The following is a 22103-nucleotide window of genomic DNA, read 5'->3' as shown; positions in this document are numbered from 1 at the left end:
AGCTCATCGCCGTCGACCCTCCTTCAAAACCACGCAGCAAAAACTGCTGCTTGAGACAGCCAAGGTCGTTACTCCTTGGGCAAGGACGGCCGCTGGACGTCTCGACCAAGTAAATAACCGACTATTGTTCCAAGAAGCCCTAATGGAGCAGCTATCTGCTTGTCATCATAGCCCGCGACAACTAAAAACGTTACCATAACGATCACCAGGACGGTACCAAAAACCCGCAGAACGGATGTAGCTGAGTGCCCAGCCCGCACAAGCCAAGCTGCCAGCCCCAAAACAATAATTCCGAACAATAGAACCACGGATGACATTGTCATTGCATTTGAAGTCGACCACCAACTGGGCGTCGCATCGCCTTGCTCCGTCGTTGCCGACGACTTCGGGAATTCCTGGATAGCCTCCTTAGCTTCTTTTATAAGCTGCGCGTCCGCGTCAGGTTGATGCGTGGTCAATTGCGCCTCCCCCCATTTTTCCTCATTCGACGTATCGCTTCATGAAGTTCACCGCACCGTTTTTTAAGGCGTTTCTCGATTTCAATGCGGTTTTGCAATTCGATCGTAAGAACCTCTATCCGCTGACGCTGAAGCTCTATTGTTGAATCCGTCGCCGCTGCAGGAGGAGAAAGGGGGGGATCAAAATCCTCAGCTGGAAAATAAGAACCATCATTCTTTAATGACTCTTTGAGCGATAAAACTTCACCAATGAGTCGGGCAATCGAAGCATTTTTTGCTGTTATACCCTGCTCAAGCCGGGCAATCAATTTAGTGTTCTTAGCGAACTGCAGCCTTTCTGCCGCCAACACCGGACGCTGGAGCCCATAAAGCCGCGGCATATCCTGGGCATCTACCCCCTGTAAAGTGAGGAGACAAGCAAGCCCGAAACTAGCAGAACGCAAAACAATACTCATGGATGACAAGCACAATGGACTCACCTCCACCGCCTCAGTCAGGTCGATTTGCTTCAGGCCATCGCTATGTTGGCTTTGTTCTTGCTCTATCGCAAGCTCTTATGTTCACCTAATGAAGGAAAAAGTACGAAAATTGTCATCCTTACTCTCGAAGGAAGCATGCTGGATTGAAAATTTAGCAAGATCCACAGATCTTTAGAAGGGGCATAATCGATTGAACAGACGCCTATTTTGCCATTAGCATTAATGCTGATCTCGCTAAATTTTCCACGGCATTTCAACAATTAACCCTGCCAGACAGCATTTCCGGAACCTGGGCTTTGCCTGCAAGCGCCTAAAAATGTGCCTTTGGTGTGGCTCGCAGCTCCACCCAGGTGGGCGCGTGGTCGCTGGCCTTTTCGCGACCGCGGTGGTCCTTGTCGACGCCGATCGCGCTCAGGCGGTCGGCGGCGGCGGGGCTGAGCAGAAGGTGATCGATGCGGAAACCGTGGTCGCGCTGCCAGGCGCCCGCCTGATAGTCCCAATATGTCCACACTCCGCCGCCGGGGCGTAGTGTTCCGATAGGGTCAGTCCAGCCGTCTGCAAGGATCCTTCGGTATCCGGCGCGACTTTCGGGCTGCATCAGCGCGTCGGATGCCATGGCGCGAACCGAATAGACGTCATTGTCGCGCGGGATGACGTTGTAATCGCCTGCCAGCACCGCAGGCACCTCTTCGGCCAGTATCTGCGCGGCCCGCTTGCGCAGGCGCTCCATCCAGCGCAGTTTGTAATCGAATTTCGGCCCCGGCTGCGGATTGCCGTTGGGCAAGTAGATGCACGCGACGCGAAGCCCGTGCACATCGGCCTCCAGATAGCGCGAATGATCGTCCTCGGGTTCGCCCTCCAGCCCGCGCTGCACCTCGACCGGCACGCAATCGCGCGCCAGGATGGCGACGCCATTGAAGCCCTTCTGCCCGTGCCAGATCGCACCATAACCGAGCTTCTCGAACTCGGACGCGGGAAAGCCCTCATCCTGCGTCTTGATCTCCTGCAGGCAGGCGACATGCGGGCGGGTCTCTTCCAGCCATTCGAGCAGGCGCGGCAGACGGGCCTTGATGCCGTTGATATTGTACGAGGCGATGCGCAACATGGCGCTGTCTTAGCTGCAGCGTCGGCGCTTGCCCAGCCATTTAGCCCCTGTTCATTTGCGCCCGCATAAGCCACGATCCGGCGACATATCTGGGGAGGTCATCATGCGGCGTTCGTCTCGGTTCTCGATCGGAGCGGCCGCGCTCGGCCTGACTATTCTCAGCCCCGCGCTCGCCCAGGACGCGACCGATCCCAATGCGCCGAGCACGCAGGGCAATGTCTCGGTCACGGTGTACAACGGCGGCATCTCTTTGGTGCAGGACATCCGCAAGCTTAATATCGCGGGCGGCACCAGCCGGCTCGAATTTCCTGATGTCTCCGCGCAGATCCGGCCCGAAACGGTCAGCCTCGCCGCCGATGGCGCGACCATCGTCGAGCAGAATTTCGATTACGACCTGCTGACCCCCGGCAAGCTGATGGAAAAGGCGGTGGGCGAGACGATCACGCTCGTCCGCACCAATCCGGCGACCGGCGCGGAAACGCGCGAGCGCGCCAAGGTGCTGTCGGTCAATGAGGGCGTCGTCGTCCAGATCGGGAACCGTATCGAGGTGCTGCGCGACGATGGCCTGCCGGTGCGCGCGGTGTTCGACAAGGTGCCCGAGAATTTGCGCGCGCGCCCGACGCTGTCGATCACCGTGGACAGCCAGCGCGCAGGCCAGCGCGATGCAGCGATCCGTTACCTGACCGGCGGCCTTGGCTGGTCGGCGGATTATGTCGCGCTGTTCGATGAGGCCAAGGGCAGCATCGACGTGCAGGGCTGGGTGACGCTATCGAACAGTTCGGGGACGACCTATCGCAATGCCGATACGCTGCTGGTCGCGGGCGATCCGCAGGGCGCGTCCGGTTTCGGCAGTCGCGGGCGCAACATCCGCAGCGCCGGGACCGAGACCGCGAACCGCGAACGGCTCGGCGATTATTACCTGTATCCGGTCGGGCGCACGACCATCGCCGACCGCCAAACCAAGCAGGTCAATTTTCTCGACGTGCAGGGCGTGCCCGCGTCGCGTGCCTATGAATATCGGGTCGGCTGGCTGGCGAGCGTCAACGAACCGCGCAGTGCAGACACGGTCGTCAAGTTCAGCTCGAGCAAGTCGGGCGGCCTGGGCGATGCGCTACCCGCCGGATCGGTGCGCTTCTACCAGCGCGACCAGCGCGGCGCGCCGCAGTTCATCGGCGAGAACGCGATCGACCACACGCCGATGGGCAGCGCACTCGCGCTCAAGACCGGCGAGGCGTTCGACGTGAAGGTCAAGAGCACGGTGGTCGAGCGCAAGCGGCTTTCGAGCACGAAATGGCAGACGAGCATGCGCTACGAACTGACCAATGCGCGCGATGCTGCGGTGGTGGTGGACCTGATGCAGGCGGGGCTCGACTTCGGCTGGACCGACACGCGGGTGGTGACCGAGAGCCTGAAGAGCGAACGGCGCAACAGCAATGCGGTGGTCTGGGCGGTGAATGTGCCTGCCAATGGGGCGGCAGAGGTTACCGCGACCTTCGAGACGCGGTATTGATCTGAGATCTCGAAATGCGCCACAAGCCACCCGCCTCCTTTCCGTTTGTCCTGAGCGAAGTCGAGGGACGTAATCGGCGAGGGTTGCGTGCCGTCCCTCGACACGCTCGGGACAAACGGGGGTGGGTGCTGGGGTCTTTGATGGCATTGATCTTGGCTGGAGTTGGAGTGGTCCTTACCCCCGCCCAGGCCCAAACCCGCCCCGAAGTCGTGTCTCCTAGGCCCGATTCGGTCGCGGTCACCATCTATCGCGATCCGCAGCGCGGCAATGGCGGGGGGATGAACCTCAATTTCCTCAACGGTTTCGCGGTCGTCACCGAAAAGCGCACAATCAGCGTTCCCGCAGGCCCCTCGACGATCCGCTTTGCAGGCGTCGCAGAGGGCATGGTCGCGGTCTCCGCCGTGATCCGCGGGCTGCCCGGCGGGATCATCGAGCAGAATCGCGACAAAAAGCTGCTCTCGCCTGGCGCGCTGGTCGATGGGTCGCTCGGCAACCGGGTGACGCTGCAACGCACCGATCCGGCGACCGGCGAGCGGACCGAGCAGCAGGCGGTGATCCGCAGCGGATCGCGCGGCGCGCTGGTGGTCCAGACCGATAGCGGCATCGAGGCACTGCAATGTTCGGGCCTGCCCGAGCGCGTCGTCTATACCGACCTGCCCGCCGGGCTGTTCGCAACGCCCGTGCTGTCGGTCGACACCGTCTCGCCCGAGGCCGCAACGGTCGAGGTGACGTTGACCTATCTCGCCTCGGGCTTCGACTGGAACGCCGATTATGTCGTGAAGCTGGGCGCGGACGGAAAGTCGCTCGACCTGTTTTCCTGGCTGACGCTGGCCAATGGCAATGGCGAGAGCTTTGCCGATGCCGAGCTGCTGGTGATCGCGGGCACGCTCAACACCCGCCAGCCGATGCGCAATCTGGCGGATCGGCCCCGCGCGGCACCACTCGCTATTCAGTGCTGGCCGCAGGGCAGTACGGCGGAAGGCATGGCCTATCCCGTGCCGCCTCCCCCGCCTCCGCCTCCGCCTCCACCGCCTGCCCCGGCGATGATGGCGCGGACGGGCGCGGTGCGCGGCGAGGCGATGGACATCATGGTCACCGCCTCGCGCAATGTGGAGGCGGAGCTGGAGGCGCTGGGCGATCTGAAGCTCTATCGCGTGCCCTTCCGCTCGACCGTTGCGGCCAGGGGGCAGAAGCAGGTGCGGCTGCTCGCCAAGCAGAACGTGCCCGCACGGCTGGTCTTTCGCGGCAACGCGATAGCCTATGGCGAGGGCGAGCCGCGCGCCCTCCAGATCGAGCTGCGCATGGACAACAAGACCGCGAGCGGCCTCGGCCTGCCGCTACCTTCGGGCCGCATCGCGGTGTTCGACCGGGATGGCGGCAACGGCCTGCTGATCGGCCAGGGCCGGATGCGCGATTATGCGGTGGGGCAGGAGGTGAAGTTCACCATCGGCGCCAGTCCGGCGGTGCGGCTGGCATCGACGCGCAAGATAGTGGCGGCCAAGGGTGGCTGGGACGGCTATGCGCTCGAACTCACCAATGCCAGTGCCGAACCCGTCACCGCCGAAATCGATCTCGCTCAAATCGCCGATACCGATATCCGCAATGCCACGGGCAAGCTGATTCGCAAGGACGGCAAGCATGTCTGGCAGGTGACCGTGCCCGCCAATGACCGTGCCACGATCAGCTACCAGAGCCGCTCGAAATATCGCTGAGCGCCGATTGCGGCGCCAGCACGCCCTTATTTGGGTGCCAGCACCATCAGCATCTGGCGGCCTTCCATACGCGGATAGGCTTCCACCTTGGCGGTTTCCTTGACGTCTTCCTGCACGCGCTGGAGCAGGGCCATGCCAAGCTGCTGGTGCGAGAGTTCGCGGCCGCGGAAGCGCAGCGTCATCTTGACCTTGTCGCCCTCTTCGATGAACGCATGCACCTTCTTCATCTTGACCATATAATCGTGGTCATCAATGTTCGGACGCATCTTGATCTCCTTGATCTCCTGCGTCTTCTGGTTCTTGCGCGCGGCATTGGCCTTTTTCTGGGCCTCGTACTTGTACTTGCCGACATCGAGGAACTTGGCGACGGGCGGCTCGGCATTGGGCGAGACCTCGACCAGGTCGAGACCCACCGCTGCGGCACGCTCTATCGCATCTGCTGTACGCAATACGCCAAGATTTTCGCCATTCTCATCGATCACCCGAACCTGGGGCGACTGGATGAACTGATTGAAGCGCGGGCCGGATTTGGGTGGCAGAACAAGGCCGCGACGGGGTGCTGGCGGACGTATAGCGAATTCTCCTGATGTTTCTTCGAGCGCGCGATATAAGCCAAGTTGGCTGATAGATAAAGAGTTTCGTGCGGATGGCGCGGCTGGCCCGCCGCCAGAATCATGGCAAGCGTTGCAATCGCGCAACGATTGGACGCCCCCGGGCGTCTTCTTGCCGATCCCTCATGCCCGCTCCATATCGGGCCGGGCGATGATTTCGCAAGGAGCAGCCGCATGGACAGTCCCCAACAGATCACGATCGATCACGAAACCGCAGGCCAGGACGGGCGCTTCGTCTACCGCGCCGAGGGCGCCGAGGCGGAACTGACCTATGCCGAAGCACCGGCGGTCGGCGGCGTGCGACGCGTGAGCGCCGACCACACTTATGTACCCGATTCGATGCGCGGCCAGGGCATTGCCGGCAAGCTGGTAGATACGCTGATCGATACGGCGCGCGCGCAGGGCTGGAAGGTGATTCCCCGCTGCAGCTATGTCGTCGCCGCGTTCCAGCGTCATCCGGAATGGAAGGACGTGCTGGCAGATTAAGGCTCGACGCAGGGCCACGCTCTTGGCAACAGCATGGGATCCAATGCGAACCCAAGGCCGATCATGAGCGACGCACTGCATATCCTGACCCTGTCCTGCCCCGACCGCCCCGGCATTGTCAGCCGCGTCACCGGCCTGCTGTTCGCCACCGGCGGAAACATCCGCGAGGCCGCGCAGTTCGAGGATCAGGAGACCGGGCGCTTCTTCATGCGGGTGGTCTTCACCCTGCCCGACACATTGACCGCGGCGCTCGATGCACGCTTTCAGGACCTCGGGCAGGAATATGCGATGGACTGGTCGCTCCGCCTTGCCGACACGCCGCGGAAGGTGCTGATCCTCGTCTCCAAGTTCGACCATTGCCTGGCCGACCTGCTCTATCGCTGGCGAATCGGCGAATTGCAGATGGATGTCGTCGGCATCGTCTCCAACCATCCGGTCGAGTCGCTGGCCGGGCTGGACCTTGGCGGCATTCCCTTCCACCACCTGCCCGTCACGCGTGAGACCAAGGCCGAGCAGGAGGCCGAAATCAAGCGCGTGGTCGAAGAGACCGGGGCCGAGCTGGTCGTGCTCGCGCGCTACATGCAGATCCTCTCCGACGATCTTGCCGCGTTCCTTTCGGGCCGCTGCATCAACATCCATCACAGCTTTCTGCCCGGTTTCAAGGGGGCCAAGCCCTATCATCAGGCGCATGCGCGCGGGGTGAAGATGATCGGTGCGACCGCGCATTATGTCACCGCCGATCTCGATGAAGGTCCGATCATCGCGCAGGATGTCGAGCAGATCACGCATGCCGATTCGCCCGAGACGCTGGTGCGCAAGGGCCGCGACATCGAGCGCCGCGTGCTCGCGCGCGCGGTGCGGCACCATCTGGCCGATCGGGTGCTGCTCAATGGAACCAAGACGGTGGTGTTTACCGATTGAACCGTCCGGCAGTCCGACCGTATCGTTCGCGACAGGAGATTGCCGATGAAGAAACTGCTGGTGCTCTATGGGTCGTACCGCTCGGACCGGGCGGGGATCCGGCTCGCCGACTATTGCGTACGCCGCTTTGCCGAGCGCGGGGTCGATGCCGAATTGATCGACGCCAAGGCGGTCGGGCTGCCGATGCTCGACCGGATGTACAAGGAATACGAGCCCGGCACCGCGCCGGTGGCGATGGAGGATCTGGCGAGAAAGATCGAGGCGGCGGACGCGTTCCTGTTCGTCGCGGGCGAATATAATTGGGGTGTGCAGCCGGGTCTCAAGAACCTGACCGACCATTATCTGGAACAGTGGTTCTGGCGGCCCGCCGCGCTCGCCACCTATTCCGCCGGGCGCTTCGCCGGCGTGCGCGCCGGCCAGGCCTGGCACCCGACCTTGTCCGAAATGGGTATGGTGGTGATCCCCAGCATGCTCTCAGTGGGGCAGATCACGCAAACGCTCGACGAGCAGGGCCAGCCGATCGGCTCGGGCGGCGCATCGCTGGAGCGGAGCTTCGGCAAGTTCGCCGACGAACTGACCTGGTGGGCAGACGCGGCAGCGGCCCAGAAGGAACGCGTCAAACCGCCTTATTGATGGGGATTGGCGAAATGGTGCTGCTGGGGAGGATTGAACTCCCGACCTCAGCCTTACCAAGGATGCGCTCTACCACTGAGCTACAGCAGCACACCATTTCGCAAGCCGTTGCGGTGCGGGAAGATAGCTGCCCGCTCGCAAGGCCTGCGCCTATGCGCAGGTGCCGATGGTTTGTCAACCCTCGCTGGTCTTGCCAAATGCGCCGGTGCGACGATATGCAGCAAAGCCGATGGAAAAGCCGCCCACCCCGCCGAAACCGAGCCCCGCAGAAGAGCGCAAGGCCAGGCTTGCCGCCAATCTGCGCGAAAATCTGCGCCGCAGAAAGGCGCAGGCGCGCGCGATGGGCGCAACCGGCGAATCGTAAGCAGGCGGGTCAGCCGCGCGCGTAGAATTGCAGATGGACGAGGCGGCCGTTCTCGCCGGTGGTGCCGAATCCGTCCGCCGAATTGTGGAACAGCCAAGGGCTGAACAGGATCAGCCGGTTGAACCGCATCGGCACGCGCATCACGCGCTCCCATTTCGCGGCGTGGAAGGTGTCGCGGTTGACGACATCCTCGACCAGGGCGTTGGCATCGGCATAGCCGCTTTGCGCCAGGGCCAGCGGGTCGGTCGGCACTTTTTCCAGCCCGGTGCGCTTGTGGCGGAAGAAATCGGTGCCGCCGCGCGCGTCCTCGTCGCGGCTGAGATACAGGATGCCCGAATAGAAGCACGGGTCGATATGCACGCCGCTGACCCCGCGATCGCCCTTGAGCGTCAGGCGGCAATGGCCATGCGTGGTTCCAGGCTGCGGCACGACGGGCACGCCGATGATCCGCGCCACCGCCGCCTCGAGCCCGGCAATCGAGAGCGGCGCGGACGAGAGCGTGCCGGGATAATTGCCCTTGCGGGTCGCGGGGTCATAGCCGAGGCCGAGCGCGGCGGCACGCGCGCCGTGCGGATCGGCCAGGAAATCGTCTATGATGAGCAGCGAGGGCAGCATGGCCGCTGGCATAGCGGCGGATGGCGAACTGCGAAAGCCAGGGCGTTGCATGAATTGCACGCTGCGCTAGACAGGCCTCATGCCCTCGCCCCGGACCCTGACATGCGCATCCTGATCGCCGGCGCAGGTATTGCCGGGCTCGCCGCCGCGCTGGCGCTGGCGCGCAAGGGCCATGCGGTGCGCATCATCGAACAGGCGGCCGCGCTCGAAGAGGTGGGCGCAGGGCTGCAACTCGGCCCCAATGCGATGCGCGTGCTGAGTGCGCTGGGCGTCGGCGAGACGGTGGCGAGCGCAGGCCAGACCCCGGCGGCGATCACCTTGCGAGATGGCCGCAGCGCGCGCGATATCCTGAAGGTTCCGCTCGGCGATGCAGCCAGGCGGCGCTGGGGTGCAGCCTATGTGACGTTGCACCGCGCCGATCTGGTGGCGATCCTGGCCGAAGCGCTCGAACAGGTGCAACCCGGTGCGCTGCACCTTGGCATGGGACTGACCGAAATCGACATTCGCGCAGAGGGCGCCGCGATCACCACCGCAACGGGTGAAACGCTGACCGCCGACCTGCTGATCGGCGCCGACGGCATCCGTTCGATGGTCCGCGAACATCTGTTCGGAGCGGACACCCCGCGCTTTACCGGCCATGTCGCCTGGCGCGCGCTGGTGCGGATCGATTCCGCCGATCCGGCTGCGCCGCCGCCCGGCGTGGGGGCCTGGCTCGGGCCGCGCCGCCATGCGGTGACCTATCGCATCCGCCCCGACATGGTGAATCTGGTCGCGGTGACCGAACAGGCCGACTGGCGCGAGGAGGGCTGGAACCTGCCCGGCGATGCCGACCGGTTGCGCGCCGATTTCGCCGGGTGGAGCGCGCTTGCCCCTCTGCTCGCGCGGGTCGAGCGCCCGTTGCGCTGGGCGCTGTTCGATCGCAAGCCGATGCGCGCCTGGCACCGGGACCGCGCGGTGCTGATCGGCGATGCCTGCCATCCGATGCTGCCGTTCCTGGCGCAAGGCGCAGCGATGGGGATCGAGGACGGCTTTGCGCTCGCAGAATTGCTGCCGCTCGAACCGCAGCACATCGAACCCGCGCTCGCCCGCTTCTTCGCGCTGCGCCAGCCGCGCACCGCGCGCATCCAGGCGATGGCGCGATCGAACGGGGTGGATTTTCACGAGGGCAATCCGCTCGCAACGCTGGCGATGCGGCTGCCGCTCGGCCGCGCCGCCAGCGCACGCCCCGATGCGATGATGGCGCGCTGGGACTGGCTCTATGGCGGCGGTCCCATGAGCGTCCGCAGCGGGATTCTTGCCTAAGCGGGCGGTTTCCCGCATAGGGGCATCTCGCGGCATCCGGCCAGCGAACGGAAAGTCCCCATGGCCGAACACCCCACCATCTTCGTTCTCAACGGTCCCAATCTCAACCTGCTGGGCCTGCGCGAGCCGGAAATCTACGGCTCGGACACGCTCGATGATATTGCCGACCGGCTCGAAGATCGCGCCCAGACGCTCGGGCTTTCCATCGACATGCGCCAGTCCAACCATGAGGGCCATCTGGTCGACTGGCTGCACGAGGCGCAGGCGACCGGGGCGAAAGCGGTGCTGCTCAACGCGGGCGCCTATACGCACACGTCGGTGGCACTGCTCGATGCGATCCGATCGATCACCACACCGGTGATCGAAGTGCATCTGTCCAACCCGCACACGCGCGAGGAATTTCGTCACGTCTCGTTCGTCGGGCGCGCAGCGAAAGGCACGATCTGCGGCTTCGGCGCAACGTCTTATCTATTGGCGCTGGAGGCCGCAGCGCAGTTATGAGCTTTGACGCCCCCGCGTCTGCTGGCATGATGCGGGTGAGCGATTGAAATTACGCACGGGAGCAGCCAAAGAGCCGCCCCTGATCAAAAGCAGAATAAAGGGCGCAGGACCATGGCATCACCAAGCGGCAAAAGCAGCAACAACAAACAGGGAGGCGGCATGAACATCGACAGCAAACTGGTGCGCGAACTGGCAGAACTGCTGGGCGAAACGGGCCTGAGCGAGATCGAGGTGGAAGACGGCGATCGCAAGATCCGCGTCGCGCGCACGATCAGCGCCGCACCGGTCGCCAGCGTCGCGGTCCCCGCGGCACCCGCACCCGTTGCTGCTCCGTCCGCCGCACCTGCAGCCCCGGCTGCGCCTGCAGAGCCCGCCGCGCCCTCGATGGCCAATGCTGTCAAGTCGCCGATGGTCGGCACCAGCTATCTCGCGCCCGAGCCGGGTGCTGCGCCGTTCGTCAGCATCGGTGCGACGGTCAAGATCGGCGATCCGCTGCTGATCATCGAGGCGATGAAGGTGATGAACCCGATCACCGCCGAGCGCGCGGGCAAGGTGACCGCGATCCTGGTCGAGGATGGCCAGCCGGTCGAGTTCGACCAGCCTCTGGTCGTCATCGAGTAAGCCCATGGCCATCAAGAAGATCCTGATCGCCAATCGCGGCGAAATCGCGCTGCGCATCCATCGTGCGGCGCACGAGATGGGCATCAAGACGGTCGCGGTGCACTCCACCGCCGATGCCGATGCGATGCACGTTCGCCTGGCGGACGAAGCCGTGTGCATCGGCCCGCCGCCCGCAGGTCAGAGCTATCTCAACATCGCCAACATCATTTCTGCAGCGGAAATCAGCCAGGCCGACGCGATCCATCCGGGCTATGGCTTCCTCTCGGAAAACGCCAAGTTCGCCGAGATCGTCGAGGCGCACAAGATCATCTGGATCGGCCCCAAGCCCGAGCATATCCGGACCATGGGCGACAAGGTCGAGGCCAAGAAGACCGCCGGCGCGCTGGGCATGCCGCTGGTCCCCGGATCGGACGGTGCGATCAAGGACATCCACGAGGCCAAGATCATCGCGGCATCGATTGGCTATCCGGTGCTGATCAAGGCGGCATCGGGCGGCGGCGGGCGCGGCATGAAGGTCGTGCCGAGCGAAGACCAGCTCGAAACGCTGATGCAGCAGGCGGGCAGCGAGGCCAAGTCGGCCTTCGGTGACGACACCGTCTATATGGAAAAATATCTCGGCAACCCGCGCCATATCGAGTTCCAGATCTTCGGCGACGGCAAGGGCAATGCCATTCACCTCGGCGAGCGCGATTGCTCGCTGCAGCGCCGCCATCAGAAGGTGCTCGAGGAAGCGCCCTCGCCGGTCATCGCGCCCGAAGAGCGCGCGCGCATGGGCGCGGTCGTCACCAAGGCAATGGCCGATATGGGCTATCGCGGCGCGGGGACGATCGAGTTCCTTTGGGAAAATGGCGAGTTCTACTTCATCGAGATGAACACCCGGCTTCAGGTCGAGCATCCGGTGACCGAGGCGATCACCGGGGTCGATCTGGTGCGCGAACAGATCCGCATTGCCGAGGGGCATCCGCTCTCGGTCAAGCAGGAAGACGTCGAGTTTCGCGGCCATGCCATCGAATGCCGCATCAATGCCGAGGACCCGCGCACCTTTGCGCCGTCACCCGGCCTGGTCAGCTATTATCACCCGCCCGGCGGCATGCATGTGCGCGTCGATAGCGGGCTGTACGCCGGCTACAAGATCCCGCCCTATTACGACAGCATGATCGCCAAGCTGATCGTCTATGGCCGCACCCGCCAGGGCTGCATCATGCGGCTGAAGCGCGCGCTCGAGGAATTCGTGGTGCAGGGCGTCAAGACGACCATCCCGCTGCACCAGGCTTTGCTCGACGAGCCCGATTTCCTGTCGGGCGAGTACACGATCAAGTGGCTCGAGCAATGGCTGGCCGAGCTGGAGGCCGAGGAAAAGGCCTGACACCATCGAGACTTATGCTGCACCGCACAATTTTCCGTTGAAACGCGGTGCAGCATTGGTCATATTGGCGCGATGGATACAAACAAGACCGTGCTGGAAGCCATCGCGCTGCGCAAATGCCTCGAGGCGACCTATAACCGCCAGCGTATCCGGCTGGCGCCGCACATCCTGTATACCAAGCACGACCAGCTCTATCTCGATGGCGTGACGCTCGAACGCGACGGCAAGCCTCCGCGCGAGCTCAAGGTCAGCGCGTTCAAGCTCGACGGATTGGGCGATATGGCGCTGACCGCGCATGAGTTCGACCTGCAGCCGGTGTTCAATCCCGACGAGGAGCGCTATCAGGGCAAGACGCTGTTCGCGGTGGAAATGGCGTAACCTTACAGCTGCCCAGTTTCGTCTCCCCCGCGCACGCGGGGCCCGCGCTTCCTTCGGCAACATGGGCGAAAAAGCGGGATTCCCGCGTTCGCGGGCATGACGGGTTACTGCTTTTCGAGGCTCAGCGAGGCGTCGTCGATCGTCAGGCTGAGGCGGCGCGGATCGCGCTGGTTCTCGATCAGGAAGACATGCGGCCCGCTGCTCGCGAGGATCGCGTCCATCGCGCGTTCGATGGGGATTTCGACCTTGGGGATGCGCACGCAGTCGCAAGCGATCGCCACCCGGTCCTTGGCGACACGAGTCACGGTGATCGTCACCCCCGATTTCGAGGACCCGCGCGCATCGGAAATGATGTCGCCGACATAGGTCCCCGCGACCAGATCAGCGAGATCGGGCTTGCGTTCGGGCGCGGCCAGCGAGGCCGTGGACAGCGACACCAGGGCCGCGAGCAGCATCGCAAAGGAGCTCGAAATCCGACGCGTCATGGCCTTCTCCCATCCGGTCTGCTCCGAGAGCTTATCGCAATTCCGCGCGCAAGGCACGCAAATAGCCCTGGCCCCTTATTTGCCCGCGACGCGCTCCACCTCGGCCATCACGCGCAGCACATTGCCGCTCCAAATTTTTTCGACATCTTCGCGAGACAGGCCGCGTGCCAGCAGCGCCTCGGTGATCTTCGGGATCTGGTTGATCTGGTTGAGGCCGATCACCCCGCCGCCACCATCCCAATCCGCGCCGATGCCGACATGATCGACCCCGAGCAGATCGATGCAATAGAAGATCGCCTGCATGTAGCGGTCGAAATCGGTGTCGGAGCGCGGCTCGGCAGCGTTCGCCTCGGCCCATTGCTTCATCAGCGCGGCGCGTTCTTCGGGCGGCAGGCTATCGGCGGTCTCGATTTGCGGACGCAGCGCATCGACTGTCGGACGCGGCTTGTCGGGCGACAGGAACAGGCTGTTGACCTGGATCACCCCGCCCTTGGCCGCGAGCGCCTTGAGCCGCGCGTCATCGAGGTTGCGCGGATGGTCGTGCAGCGCCTTGGGGCCCGAATGCGACAGGATGATGGGCGCTTTCGAAAGCTCGAGCAGCTGGTCGAAGGTGCTATCGGCGGCATGACTGCCATCGATGATGATGCCCAGCCGGTTCGCCTCGCGCACCCAGGCCTTGCCGAGATCGCTGAGGCCCCCGTGCAGCGCCTCGCCATTGGTCGAATCGGCAAGCTGGTTGGTGCCATTGTGCACCGGCCCCGCCATGCGCAGGCCAAGCTGGTAGAAGGCGTCGAGATTGGCAATATCGTTGCCGAGCGGATAGCTGTTCTCCATCGACAGATAGACCACGCGCTGCCCCGCTGCGGCGATACGCGCGGCATCCGACGATTTGGTCGCGATCGCGAAGCTTTGCGGATTGGCGGCGACGAAATCGTGGATTTGGTGCAGCCGCTTGAGCGCATGCGCCAGCGCCACCGCATAGCCCCGCGCGTCATTGGGGCCCTGATCGGTATAGATCACCCAGAAGCCCCCATCGAGGCCGCCTTCGATCATCCGCGGCAGATCGACCTGCGTCGTATCGTGCAGCACATCGTGCCGGTCGGTGATGCGCCAGCCGGGCTGGTCGAGATTGGCCGGGCTGTCGAGATGCGTGTCGAGCGTCAGGATCGACTGGTGGATCGCGGCGGGGTCCCCGGCGTCCTGCGCAGCGGCAGGGCCTGCGATACAGGCCGCAGCCAGCATCAGCCCCAGCATATGCCGGTGCATCGATTTCATGTGCTTTCCCTTCAATCGGCGAGCGCGGCCGCACGCTTGCGCCAATCGGCGGCGAGCTGAGGCAGATCGGCGAGCTTGCGCACCGCCTCGGGCTCTGCCTTGTACTGCCCGCCGACCAGCAGCCGGAACACGCGGTCCACGGTCCAGGCCGACGGCCCCGGCTCCACCAGCCGCATGACATCGCCTGCCTGGACAAGCCCGGGTTCAAGCACACGATAATAGAAACCGCAACGCGCCGTGCGCACGATTTCCGCCATGACCGATTGCTTGCCCGATACGCCGAAACGATGATCGAGCTTCCAGCAGGGCTGGCGTCCCTTGGTCAGTTCGACCAGCGCCTGGCCCAGGCGAAAGCGATCGCCGATGCGCATCTCGCTTTCGACCAGCCCGCGCGTCGAGATGTTCTCGCCGAACGCACCCGGCTTCTGCAGCAATTTGTGCGAATCGAGCTTCTGCTGCCAATAGGCATAATGGTCGAACGGATCATGGTGAATCGCCATGTCCGGGCCACCATGGTGCACCGGATCAGCCACCTGATCGCCTTCGAAACCCAGCTCGGTCAGCATGACCGGCCCGGTCATCGGCTGACGCGCAATGGCGCTCATCGTGCCATCCTCACGAAAAGGGCGGGGCTTGCCGGTGAGCAGCGCCAGGACGCGGACCGCTTGCGAACTCATGCAGTTGCAAGCTACGCTTGAATGGTTGAGCGTGCAACGCAATTCCTTCATTTCGACTGCATAGCTATACAAACGCCTCTAAAGTATACGATATTGGTTAAGCTGAGGGTCAGGCGGCGCTTTGTAATGGTTGTGCAATACCAACAGTCCTGTGCCGCGTGGTTGCCGACACGATTGCTCAGGCCATTATCGAAAGGTCGATTTTGGTCATGTCACCAATCCTTGAAGCATCCCCGTCCCCCCTCGCCCAATCCAGCCCGCAAGCGCGCCTTCTGCGGTTGCCGACAGGCCTTGCAGCGCTGGCTTTGGCCAGTCTGCTGTGGACGTCAAACAGGGCCGAAGCCGCCGACCTGGCGGTCCAGGCGTCCGCACCCGGTATCGCCATGGCAACGGGGCTCGAGCCTGCGGCCCAGCAACGCGAAGGACGCCGGGGCGGGGGCGAGTTTCGCGGCCAGCGCGGCGGTGGCGGCCGCGAGTTCCGCGGGCAGATTCGCAACAGCATCGGCACCGCGCGCATCGATACGCCGCGCGAATTCCGTCAGGAACGCCGTGCCGACCGGCAGGATTTCCGTCAGGAACGCCGCGGTGACCGGCAGGATCTGCGCCGCGAACAGCGCGGTGATCTGCGCGACTTCCGCCAGGAGCGTCGCGCCGACCGGCAGGATTTCCGCAACGGCGTCGTGACGAGGCCCGAATTCCGCGCCGACCGGCGCGACGATCGCCAGGATTTCCGCCGCGACCAGCGCGGAGACTTGCGAGATTTCCGCCGCGACCGCCGGGATGATCGCCGCGACTTCCGTGCAGACAGGCGCGACGACCGCCGCGATTATCGCGACAACCGCCGCGACTGGGACCGTCGCGACGGGGATCGGCGCGGCTGGGCCGATCGGGGCTGGAACGGTCGCGATTGGGACCGGCGCGGCTGGGACGGTCGCGGACGCGGCTGGGATCGCGGATGGCGCAACGATCGGCGCTATGACTGGTATGGCTGGCGCAACCAGAACCGCGCCTTCTTTAACGTCGGGCGCTACTACCCGCCGGTGCGCGGCTGGAACTATCGCCGCCTGGGCATAGGCTTCACGCTGGGCGCGCCGTTTTTCGCCAGCAGTTTCTGGATCAACGACCCCTGGGCCTATCGCCTTCCCCCGGCTTATGGCCAGTATCGCTGGGTCCGCTATTATGGCGATGTCCTGTTGGTGGACATCTATACCGGGCAGGTTGTTGATGTGATCAACGATTTTTTCTGGTAAGCCTAGCAACGCGCATGCTGCGACCTGTGCAAGACCCGCCGGAGCCATCCGGCGGGTCTTTCCTTTTCACGACTGCCCGGGTTGACAGGCACAGGGCGCGCGCGCCATCCCCCGGCCATGATCAGCGACTTTCTGCATCGGCGCGAACTGGCCAGGATCGGCCGCGACGTGGGCGACAAGCTCGATGCCCATCCGCGCGTGCAGCGCATCGCGTTCGACGATGTGAAGGTCCCGATGCAGATCTATTGCTATCAGGATTTCATGACCCCCGGCGAATGCGCCGAGCTCATCCGCATGATCGATGCCGATGCGATCCCTTCCGAGCTGTATCGCGCAGGGGCCGGCGCCGATCAGAACGATTTTCGGACCAGCTACAGCTGCAATCTCGATCGCTGGCACCCCGATGTGCTGCGCATTGACGACCGCATCTGCGGACTGACAGGAATTGATTCGCGGCGGGGCGAAACGCTGCAGGGCCAGCGTTATGCCGTCGGCCAGCAGTTCAAGGCCCATCACGACTATTTCCACACCGACCAGCCCTATTGGCAGAAGGAACGCAACAAGGGCGGGCAGCGCAGCTGGACGGCGATGGTGTTCCTCAACGAGCCGGCGGGCGGGGGCGAAACCGAGTTCCCGCAACTGTCGTTCAAGATGCTGCCGCGCACGGGCATGCTGCTGATCTGGAACAATATGGGCCTGGACGGTCGGCCCAATCCCTATCTGCTGCACAGCGGCAATCCGGTGACCCAAGGCACGAAATACATCGTCACCAAATGGTTTCGGCGCGGTTTCTGGGTATAGCCGAACATAAGGCGGCCCGTCTCCGCTGAGCCTGGAGACGGGCCGCCACCCACAGCTCATGGGTCTGCTCAATCGTTATAGGCGAGCACCGTCACGCGGCCGACCTTGTAGCCGCGCTGGCGCATTTCCTTGACATAATCCTTGTCGGCACCGGCCAGCTCGACCTCATATTCCTCCCAGGCGTCGGCACGGTCCTCGCGGTCGGTCGCGCGCTTGAGATCACTGGTGAGTTCCTTGTCCGCCTCGTTGATATCGGCGACATAATTGTACCACGACTGGTTATAGACGCCCTGCACCGGTTCGGTCCGGATCGGCGGCGCATGGGCACCATCGCGCGCCGGGAGGGTGCGAGGGGTTCCGGCCTGGGCGGGCAGAGCCAGAATCACCAGCGGCAGCGTTCCTGCCAGGGCATTGCGGATCAGCTTGCTCATCGTTCGTCTCCTTCGAGCGCCCCCATTGCCCTCCAACGCATCGTGCACCGATTCAGGTAAGCGCCATGGCGCGGCTGGGCGCTGGACAGGGGCGCTCGGGCGCAGTCGCGCCCAAAACGCGTAAATTTTCACGCCGGATGCCATTTCCGATGAACATTTTTCTTCATCTGGCGTTCATCCGCAGCCTTCCCCACTTTTCAACGGGTCCGGCTCGTCTATATTGACCGCTGCTTCAGGGCGAATGTCGCCGAGCAAGAGGAGAGTTCATGTCCAGAATGAATGCACTGCGCTATGCCGGCGTCCTGGCCGGCGTTGCTATGCTGGCCGCCTGCTCGGGCGGCAGCGAAACCCCCAAGGCCGAAGAAGAAGCCGCCGCTCCGGCCGCTGACGCTGGCGCCGAAACCCCCGCCGCGACTCCGGCTGCGGCCGAGGCTCCGGCTGCGGACAATACCGATACGCTCGACGGCAAGAAGCTCGCCGATTTCACCGGCAACGCCGCTGAAGGCGAGAAGGTCTTCGTTCAGTGCAAGACCTGCCACGTCAAGGAAGCCGGCCAGAACCGCGTCGGCCCCTCGCTCGCCGGTATCGTCGGCCGTGCCGCCGGTTCGGTCGAAGGCTTCAACTATTCGCCCGCCAACAAGAACAGCGGCATCACCTGGACCCCGGAAAAGCTCTTCCAGTATCTGGAAAAGCCCGCCCGCGTGGTGCCGGGCACCAAGATGGTGTTCGCAGGTCTGCCCGACGCGCAGAAGCGCGCCGACCTCATCGCCTATCTGCAGCAGCCCTGATCGACCCGATCACGGTTTGCGCCGAAACACGAAAGGCCGCTCCGCAAGGAGCGGCCTTTTTTGTTGGGGGCACCATGCTACTTCATCGTCACCCCCGCGAAGGCGGGGGCCCCGCTTCCTCTTCCGAGGTCAGACGAAAAAGCGGGATTCCCGCTTTCGCGGGAATGACGAGAATGCGTCGGTAGAGTTCAGGCCGCCACGGCCCGCCGCGCCAGCTCGCATTGCGACCAGATGTCGCTCAGCGCGTGGAGCAGCTTGTCGCAATCGCCGTCCGAGTGCACCGGCGAGGGCGTGATACGCAGGCGTTCCGTCCCCTTGGGCACGGTGGGATAGTTGATCGGCTGCACATAAATGCCGTGATTTTCGAGCAGCCAGTCGCTGATCCGCTTGCACTTGTGCGGATCGCCGACCATCACCGGGATGATGTGGCTGGGATTGTCGAGATGGGGAATGCCCATCAGGTCCAGCCGCTTGCGCACCTTGGCGACGCGTTCCTGGTGGCGCGCGCGCTCCATCTGGCTGGCCTTGAGGTGGCGGATGCTGGCGGTGGCCCCTGCGGCGAGCGCGGGCGGCAAGGCGGTCGTAAAGATAAAGCCGCTGGCAAAGCTGCGCACGAAATCGCACAGCGCCGCCGAGGCCGCGATATAGCCGCCCATCACGCCGAACGCCTTGCCGAGCGTGCCTTCGATCACGGTGATCCGGTCCATCAGGCCTTCGCGCTCGGCAATGCCGCCGCCGCGCGGGCCGTACAGGCCGACCGCGTGGACCTCGTCGATATAGCTCATCGCGCCGTGCTTTTCGCAGACGTCGAGAATCTCGGCGATCGGGGCGATGTCGCCATCCATCGAATAGACGCTTTCGAACGCGACCAGCTTGGGCCGGCCCGGCGCGACGCCCGCGAGCAGCCGGTCGAGATCTTCCGGATCGTTATGCTTGAACTTGAGGCATTCGGCGCGGCTGTGGCGGATGCCTTCGATCATCGAGGCATGGTTGCCCGCGTCGGACAGCACCACGCAATTGGGGAGCTTGGCCGCGAGCGTGCCGAGCGCTGCCCAGTTCGAGACATAGCCCGAGGTGAACAGCAAAGCCGATTCCTTGGCGTGCAGATCGGCGAGTTCGGCCTCGAGCAGCACATGGTGATGGTTGGTGCCCGAAATGTTGCGCGTGCCGCCTGCGCCCGCGCCGCACTGGTCGAGCGTGTCGTGCATCGCTTTGAGCACATCGGGATGCTGGCCCATGCCGAGATAGTCGTTCGAGCACCAAACGGTGACCTCGTCGGTCCCCTCATCGGTATAGCGCGTGGCGTGTGGAAAGCGGCCGCGATGGCGTTCCAGCTCGGCGAAGATGCGATACCGCCCCTCGTCGCGGATCGTATCGATTTCGCTCTGGAAAAACCCCTCATAGTCCATAACCACTCTCCTTCTTATCCCTTGCGCGCGTCGGGCAGCGCCCAGCGCCAGAGCGCGCCGTCGCGAAACGGCAGCGCCAGAAACAGATGCTCGAGCGCACCGAGCGCCGCGAGCGTGAACACCAGGGTCGCACTGACCGCGGCAAAGCTGTCATCGGGCGCGGCGAGCGCACGCGCGCCCAGCCAGAGCGACAGCGCCGCGAGTGCGACCAGGCTGAAGGCCAGCGCACCGTGCAGGCGGCGCGGGCCGAAATAGGTCTTCAGATATTCCAGATGCCCCGGCATGATCTCGTCGCTCATGTTCGGCACGCCGACGAACAGATTGAGCTTAGCCGAAAGGCGCAGCGCGAACAGCAGGCTGAAGATCACCGCGCCGGTCGGGTTGGCGCTGTTCCAGGTGAGCGAGACCAGCATCACCATCACCACCGCGATCGCCAGTTCGTGATGGATCAATGTCGCCGCCGCATCGGCAAAGCGCCGCCAGCCGCGGGCCTGTGGATCGCTGGGGGTGCGGCGGGGCCCGGCGACGATGCCGGTGAGAAAGGTCAGTTCGAGCCAGCCCCAGATGACCAGCGCCGCGCCGAAGCTGATATAGGCGTCGAGCGCCGAAGGACCGCTCGCGCCATGGCCATGCGCTGCCCAAACGATGACGCACAGGCAGATGCCAGCGGCAAAGCCCGCCCAGGATAGACTCCGCGCAAAGGTCGCCTTGCCGCGATTGGCGAGCCAAGCGACCACGCCCGTGCTGCCGAACCAGGCCAGCAGCACGATGAACGCAGGCAGGATATGGCCGTGCAGACTCATGGACTACCAGGCCGGCTGCAGGCGGATGGTGGAGGGCAGCGCATTGTTCTTGCCGGGCATGAAATACATGCGCGCAAACGCCGTGCCTGCACCGATCATGCCGCCCGCACGCTGCATCAGCCCGCCCAGGCCGCCGCGCGCCTTGCCCGCCGCGATGCGGTCCGAGGCCAGGCGCAGCTTTTCCATCTGCGCGCGCAGTGCCGGGTTGTCGGTATCGATCTCGACCGGGAAGACCTGGCGGCTGATCGCGGTGCAGATGTCGAACACGCGGTAATCGTAATCGGTCGGATCGACACCCAATGCCGCGTGGAACACCGGGCGGCTATGGTCGCGCACATACATGGTCGCATAGACCGAGAGGATGAAGAACTTGATCCAGTAGCGGTTCAGGCCGGTGAGCAGCTTGGGGTCCGCATGGAGGAGCATCGCGAACGCCTCGCCATGGCGGAACTCGTCATTGCACCATTGCTCGAACCAGTTGAAGATCGGGTGGAAACGGTTTTCCGGGTTGCGCGCCAGATGCCGGTAGATCGCGATATAGCGCGCATAGCCGATCTTCTCGGACAGATAGACCGCGTAGAAAATGAACTTCGGCTTGAAGAAGGTGTATTTCTTGGTCTTGGTGAGGAACGACAGGTCGATGCCGATGCCGGCATCCTTCAGCACCTCGTTGATGAACCCGGCATGGCGGCTTTCGTCGCGCGCGAGCAGCTTGAACAGCTTCTTGACGTCGGGGTTTTTCGTCCGCTTGGCAATCTCGGCATAGAGGATGCAGCCCGAAAATTCCGAAGTCAGCGAGCTCACCAGGAAATCGATGAATTCGCGGCGCAGCGCCGGTTCGAGCGATTCGATGACACCGTCGAAGCTTTCGGAACGGCGGAAATGCGCCTTGTTGGGGTCGCCCTCCATGTCCGCCATCAGCTGGTCCCATTCGGCGCGCACCAGGCTGACGTCGATCGCGTCCAATGCATCGAAATCGGTGGTGTAGAAGCGGGGGCTCAACACGGTTTCCTGTGTTGCCAGCGCCATGGTGTCGGGCGCATCGGGAAGATTTGCCCGGCCTGCTGCCTTCACCCTCGTCTGCATGTTCATCGCACCACTCCCGTTGTTTGTCTGAACATC

26 protein-coding genes and 1 tRNA gene are annotated in these 22103 nt (G+C 63.8%); 14 read left to right on the top strand and 13 right to left on the bottom strand.

Features of this window, described 5'->3' with window-relative positions:
* Positions 1–68: 68 nt before the first annotated feature.
* From OPU69_RS03995 to xth, 3 genes are all read right to left on the bottom strand, one after another.
* Complete coding sequence (locus OPU69_RS03995) at positions 69–458, bottom strand: hypothetical protein (RefSeq protein ID WP_498509424.1); 390 nt, start codon at positions 456–458, stop codon at positions 69–71.
* Positions 455–913: a hypothetical protein gene (locus OPU69_RS03990; RefSeq protein WP_498509423.1), complete on the bottom strand. Its 459-nt coding sequence runs from the start codon at positions 911–913 to the stop codon at positions 455–457. Before OPU69_RS03990 ends, OPU69_RS03995 begins: the two co-directional genes overlap by 4 nt.
* A 334-nt stretch (positions 914–1247) precedes the next feature.
* Positions 1248–2039, bottom strand: coding sequence for an exodeoxyribonuclease III (gene xth / locus OPU69_RS03985; RefSeq protein WP_498509586.1), 792 nt, complete (start codon positions 2037–2039; stop codon positions 1248–1250).
* Positions 2040–2145: 106 nt separating this feature from the next.
* Here xth and OPU69_RS03980 point away from each other — a divergent pair, with 106 nt between their 5' ends.
* On the top strand, positions 2146–3552 hold the full coding sequence (locus tag OPU69_RS03980) for a DUF4139 domain-containing protein (RefSeq protein ID WP_498509422.1): 1407 nt from the start codon (positions 2146–2148) through the stop codon (positions 3550–3552).
* 167 nt (positions 3553–3719) lie between these two features.
* Entirely contained in the window at positions 3720–5264 is a 1545-nt protein-coding gene (locus OPU69_RS03975) for a DUF4139 domain-containing protein (protein WP_498509421.1), read from the top strand.
* Positions 5265–5290: 26 nt separating this feature from the next.
* On the opposite strand, the gene infC is transcribed toward OPU69_RS03975, so the two are convergent.
* Complete coding sequence (gene infC, locus OPU69_RS03970; RefSeq protein WP_081096846.1) at positions 5291–5836, bottom strand: translation initiation factor IF-3; 546 nt, start codon at positions 5834–5836, stop codon at positions 5291–5293.
* A 213-nt stretch (positions 5837–6049) separates the two neighbouring features.
* Here infC and OPU69_RS03965 point away from each other — a divergent pair, with 213 nt between their 5' ends.
* From OPU69_RS03965 to OPU69_RS03955, 3 genes are all read left to right on the top strand, one after another.
* Complete coding sequence (locus OPU69_RS03965) at positions 6050–6361, top strand: GNAT family N-acetyltransferase (RefSeq protein ID WP_060979754.1); 312 nt, start codon at positions 6050–6052, stop codon at positions 6359–6361.
* 63 nt (positions 6362–6424) lie between these two features.
* The gene (purU, locus tag OPU69_RS03960; protein WP_060979755.1) at positions 6425–7282 is read left to right on the top strand and encodes a formyltetrahydrofolate deformylase; all 858 of its coding nucleotides are present in this window, start codon (positions 6425–6427) and stop codon (positions 7280–7282) included.
* A 45-nt stretch (positions 7283–7327) separates the two neighbouring features.
* A complete protein-coding gene (locus OPU69_RS03955; RefSeq protein WP_498509420.1) occupies positions 7328–7915 on the top strand; it encodes an NADPH-dependent FMN reductase in 588 nt (195 codons plus the stop codon).
* A 15-nt stretch (positions 7916–7930) separates the two neighbouring features.
* Here OPU69_RS03955 and OPU69_RS03950 read toward each other — a convergent pair.
* Positions 7931–8005 (bottom strand) — tRNA-Thr (locus tag OPU69_RS03950).
* A gap of 139 nt (positions 8006–8144) precedes the next feature.
* Between OPU69_RS03950 and OPU69_RS03945 the strand changes: the two genes are divergently transcribed.
* Positions 8145–8279, top strand: coding sequence for a hypothetical protein (locus tag OPU69_RS03945; RefSeq protein WP_498509419.1), 135 nt, complete (start codon positions 8145–8147; stop codon positions 8277–8279).
* Positions 8280–8288: 9 nt separating this feature from the next.
* Here OPU69_RS03945 and OPU69_RS03940 read toward each other — a convergent pair whose 3' ends face one another.
* Entirely contained in the window at positions 8289–8894 is a 606-nt protein-coding gene (locus OPU69_RS03940; RefSeq protein WP_498509418.1) for a DUF6445 family protein, read from the bottom strand.
* Between the two features lie 102 nt (positions 8895–8996).
* Between OPU69_RS03940 and OPU69_RS03935 the strand changes: the two genes are divergently transcribed.
* The 5 genes from OPU69_RS03935 (at position 8997) to OPU69_RS03915 (ending at position 13062) form a co-directional block, all read left to right on the top strand.
* Positions 8997–10196: an FAD-dependent monooxygenase gene (locus OPU69_RS03935; RefSeq protein WP_498509417.1), complete on the top strand. Its 1200-nt coding sequence runs from the start codon at positions 8997–8999 to the stop codon at positions 10194–10196.
* 60 nt (positions 10197–10256) lie between these two features.
* Positions 10257–10697: a type II 3-dehydroquinate dehydratase gene (gene aroQ / locus OPU69_RS03930; RefSeq protein ID WP_498509416.1), complete on the top strand. Its 441-nt coding sequence runs from the start codon at positions 10257–10259 to the stop codon at positions 10695–10697.
* Positions 10698–10856: 159 nt separating this feature from the next.
* On the top strand, positions 10857–11318 hold the full coding sequence (gene accB / locus OPU69_RS03925; protein WP_498509415.1) for an acetyl-CoA carboxylase biotin carboxyl carrier protein: 462 nt from the start codon (positions 10857–10859) through the stop codon (positions 11316–11318).
* Between the two features lie 4 nt (positions 11319–11322).
* A complete protein-coding gene (accC, locus tag OPU69_RS03920) occupies positions 11323–12684 on the top strand; it encodes an acetyl-CoA carboxylase biotin carboxylase subunit (protein ID WP_498509414.1) in 1362 nt (453 codons plus the stop codon).
* Between the two features lie 72 nt (positions 12685–12756).
* A complete protein-coding gene (locus OPU69_RS03915; protein ID WP_060979762.1) occupies positions 12757–13062 on the top strand; it encodes a hypothetical protein in 306 nt (101 codons plus the stop codon).
* A gap of 104 nt (positions 13063–13166) precedes the next feature.
* On the opposite strand, the gene OPU69_RS03910 is transcribed toward OPU69_RS03915, so the two are convergent.
* The 3 genes from OPU69_RS03910 to OPU69_RS03900 form a co-directional block, all read right to left on the bottom strand.
* On the bottom strand, positions 13167–13547 hold the full coding sequence (locus tag OPU69_RS03910) for a hypothetical protein (RefSeq protein WP_498509413.1): 381 nt from the start codon (positions 13545–13547) through the stop codon (positions 13167–13169).
* Between the two features lie 75 nt (positions 13548–13622).
* Positions 13623–14822: a dipeptidase gene (locus OPU69_RS03905; RefSeq protein WP_498509412.1), complete on the bottom strand. Its 1200-nt coding sequence runs from the start codon at positions 14820–14822 to the stop codon at positions 13623–13625.
* Positions 14823–14833: 11 nt separating this feature from the next.
* Positions 14834–15499 (bottom strand): MOSC domain-containing protein, encoded by a 666-nt coding sequence (locus OPU69_RS03900; protein ID WP_498509411.1) that lies wholly within the window; start codon positions 15497–15499, stop codon positions 14834–14836.
* 305 nt (positions 15500–15804) lie between these two features.
* Here OPU69_RS03900 and OPU69_RS03895 point away from each other — a divergent pair, with 305 nt between their 5' ends.
* Positions 15805–16749: an RcnB family protein gene (locus OPU69_RS03895; RefSeq protein ID WP_498509410.1), complete on the top strand. Its 945-nt coding sequence runs from the start codon at positions 15805–15807 to the stop codon at positions 16747–16749.
* A gap of 117 nt (positions 16750–16866) precedes the next feature.
* Complete coding sequence (locus tag OPU69_RS03890; protein WP_060979765.1) at positions 16867–17550, top strand: 2OG-Fe(II) oxygenase; 684 nt, start codon at positions 16867–16869, stop codon at positions 17548–17550.
* A gap of 68 nt (positions 17551–17618) precedes the next feature.
* On the opposite strand, the gene OPU69_RS03885 is transcribed toward OPU69_RS03890, so the two are convergent.
* Entirely contained in the window at positions 17619–17981 is a 363-nt protein-coding gene (locus OPU69_RS03885; protein WP_498509409.1) for a hypothetical protein, read from the bottom strand.
* Between the two features lie 275 nt (positions 17982–18256).
* Between OPU69_RS03885 and OPU69_RS03880 the strand changes: the two genes are divergently transcribed.
* Positions 18257–18769 (top strand): c-type cytochrome, encoded by a 513-nt coding sequence (locus OPU69_RS03880; protein WP_060979767.1) that lies wholly within the window; start codon positions 18257–18259, stop codon positions 18767–18769.
* 188 nt (positions 18770–18957) lie between these two features.
* Here OPU69_RS03880 and hemA read toward each other — a convergent pair whose 3' ends face one another.
* Genes hemA through acsF form a run of 3 tightly spaced genes read right to left on the bottom strand, consistent with a single transcriptional unit; the run spans position 18958 to position 22073 of the window.
* A complete protein-coding gene (gene hemA, locus OPU69_RS03875) occupies positions 18958–20178 on the bottom strand; it encodes a 5-aminolevulinate synthase (protein ID WP_498509408.1) in 1221 nt (406 codons plus the stop codon).
* A 14-nt stretch (positions 20179–20192) separates the two neighbouring features.
* Positions 20193–20981, bottom strand: coding sequence for a putative photosynthetic complex assembly protein PuhE (gene puhE / locus OPU69_RS03870; protein ID WP_498509407.1), 789 nt, complete (start codon positions 20979–20981; stop codon positions 20193–20195).
* Positions 20982–20984: 3 nt separating this feature from the next.
* Positions 20985–22073, bottom strand: coding sequence for a magnesium-protoporphyrin IX monomethyl ester (oxidative) cyclase (gene acsF, locus OPU69_RS03865; protein ID WP_060979770.1), 1089 nt, complete (start codon positions 22071–22073; stop codon positions 20985–20987).
* Positions 22074–22103 lie beyond the last annotated feature (30 nt).

Source organism: Blastomonas sp. 34TW, assembly GCF_059803595.1.
Note: the sequence above shows the minus strand (reverse complement) of the source record. Positions and strands in the feature narration are given on the sequence as shown.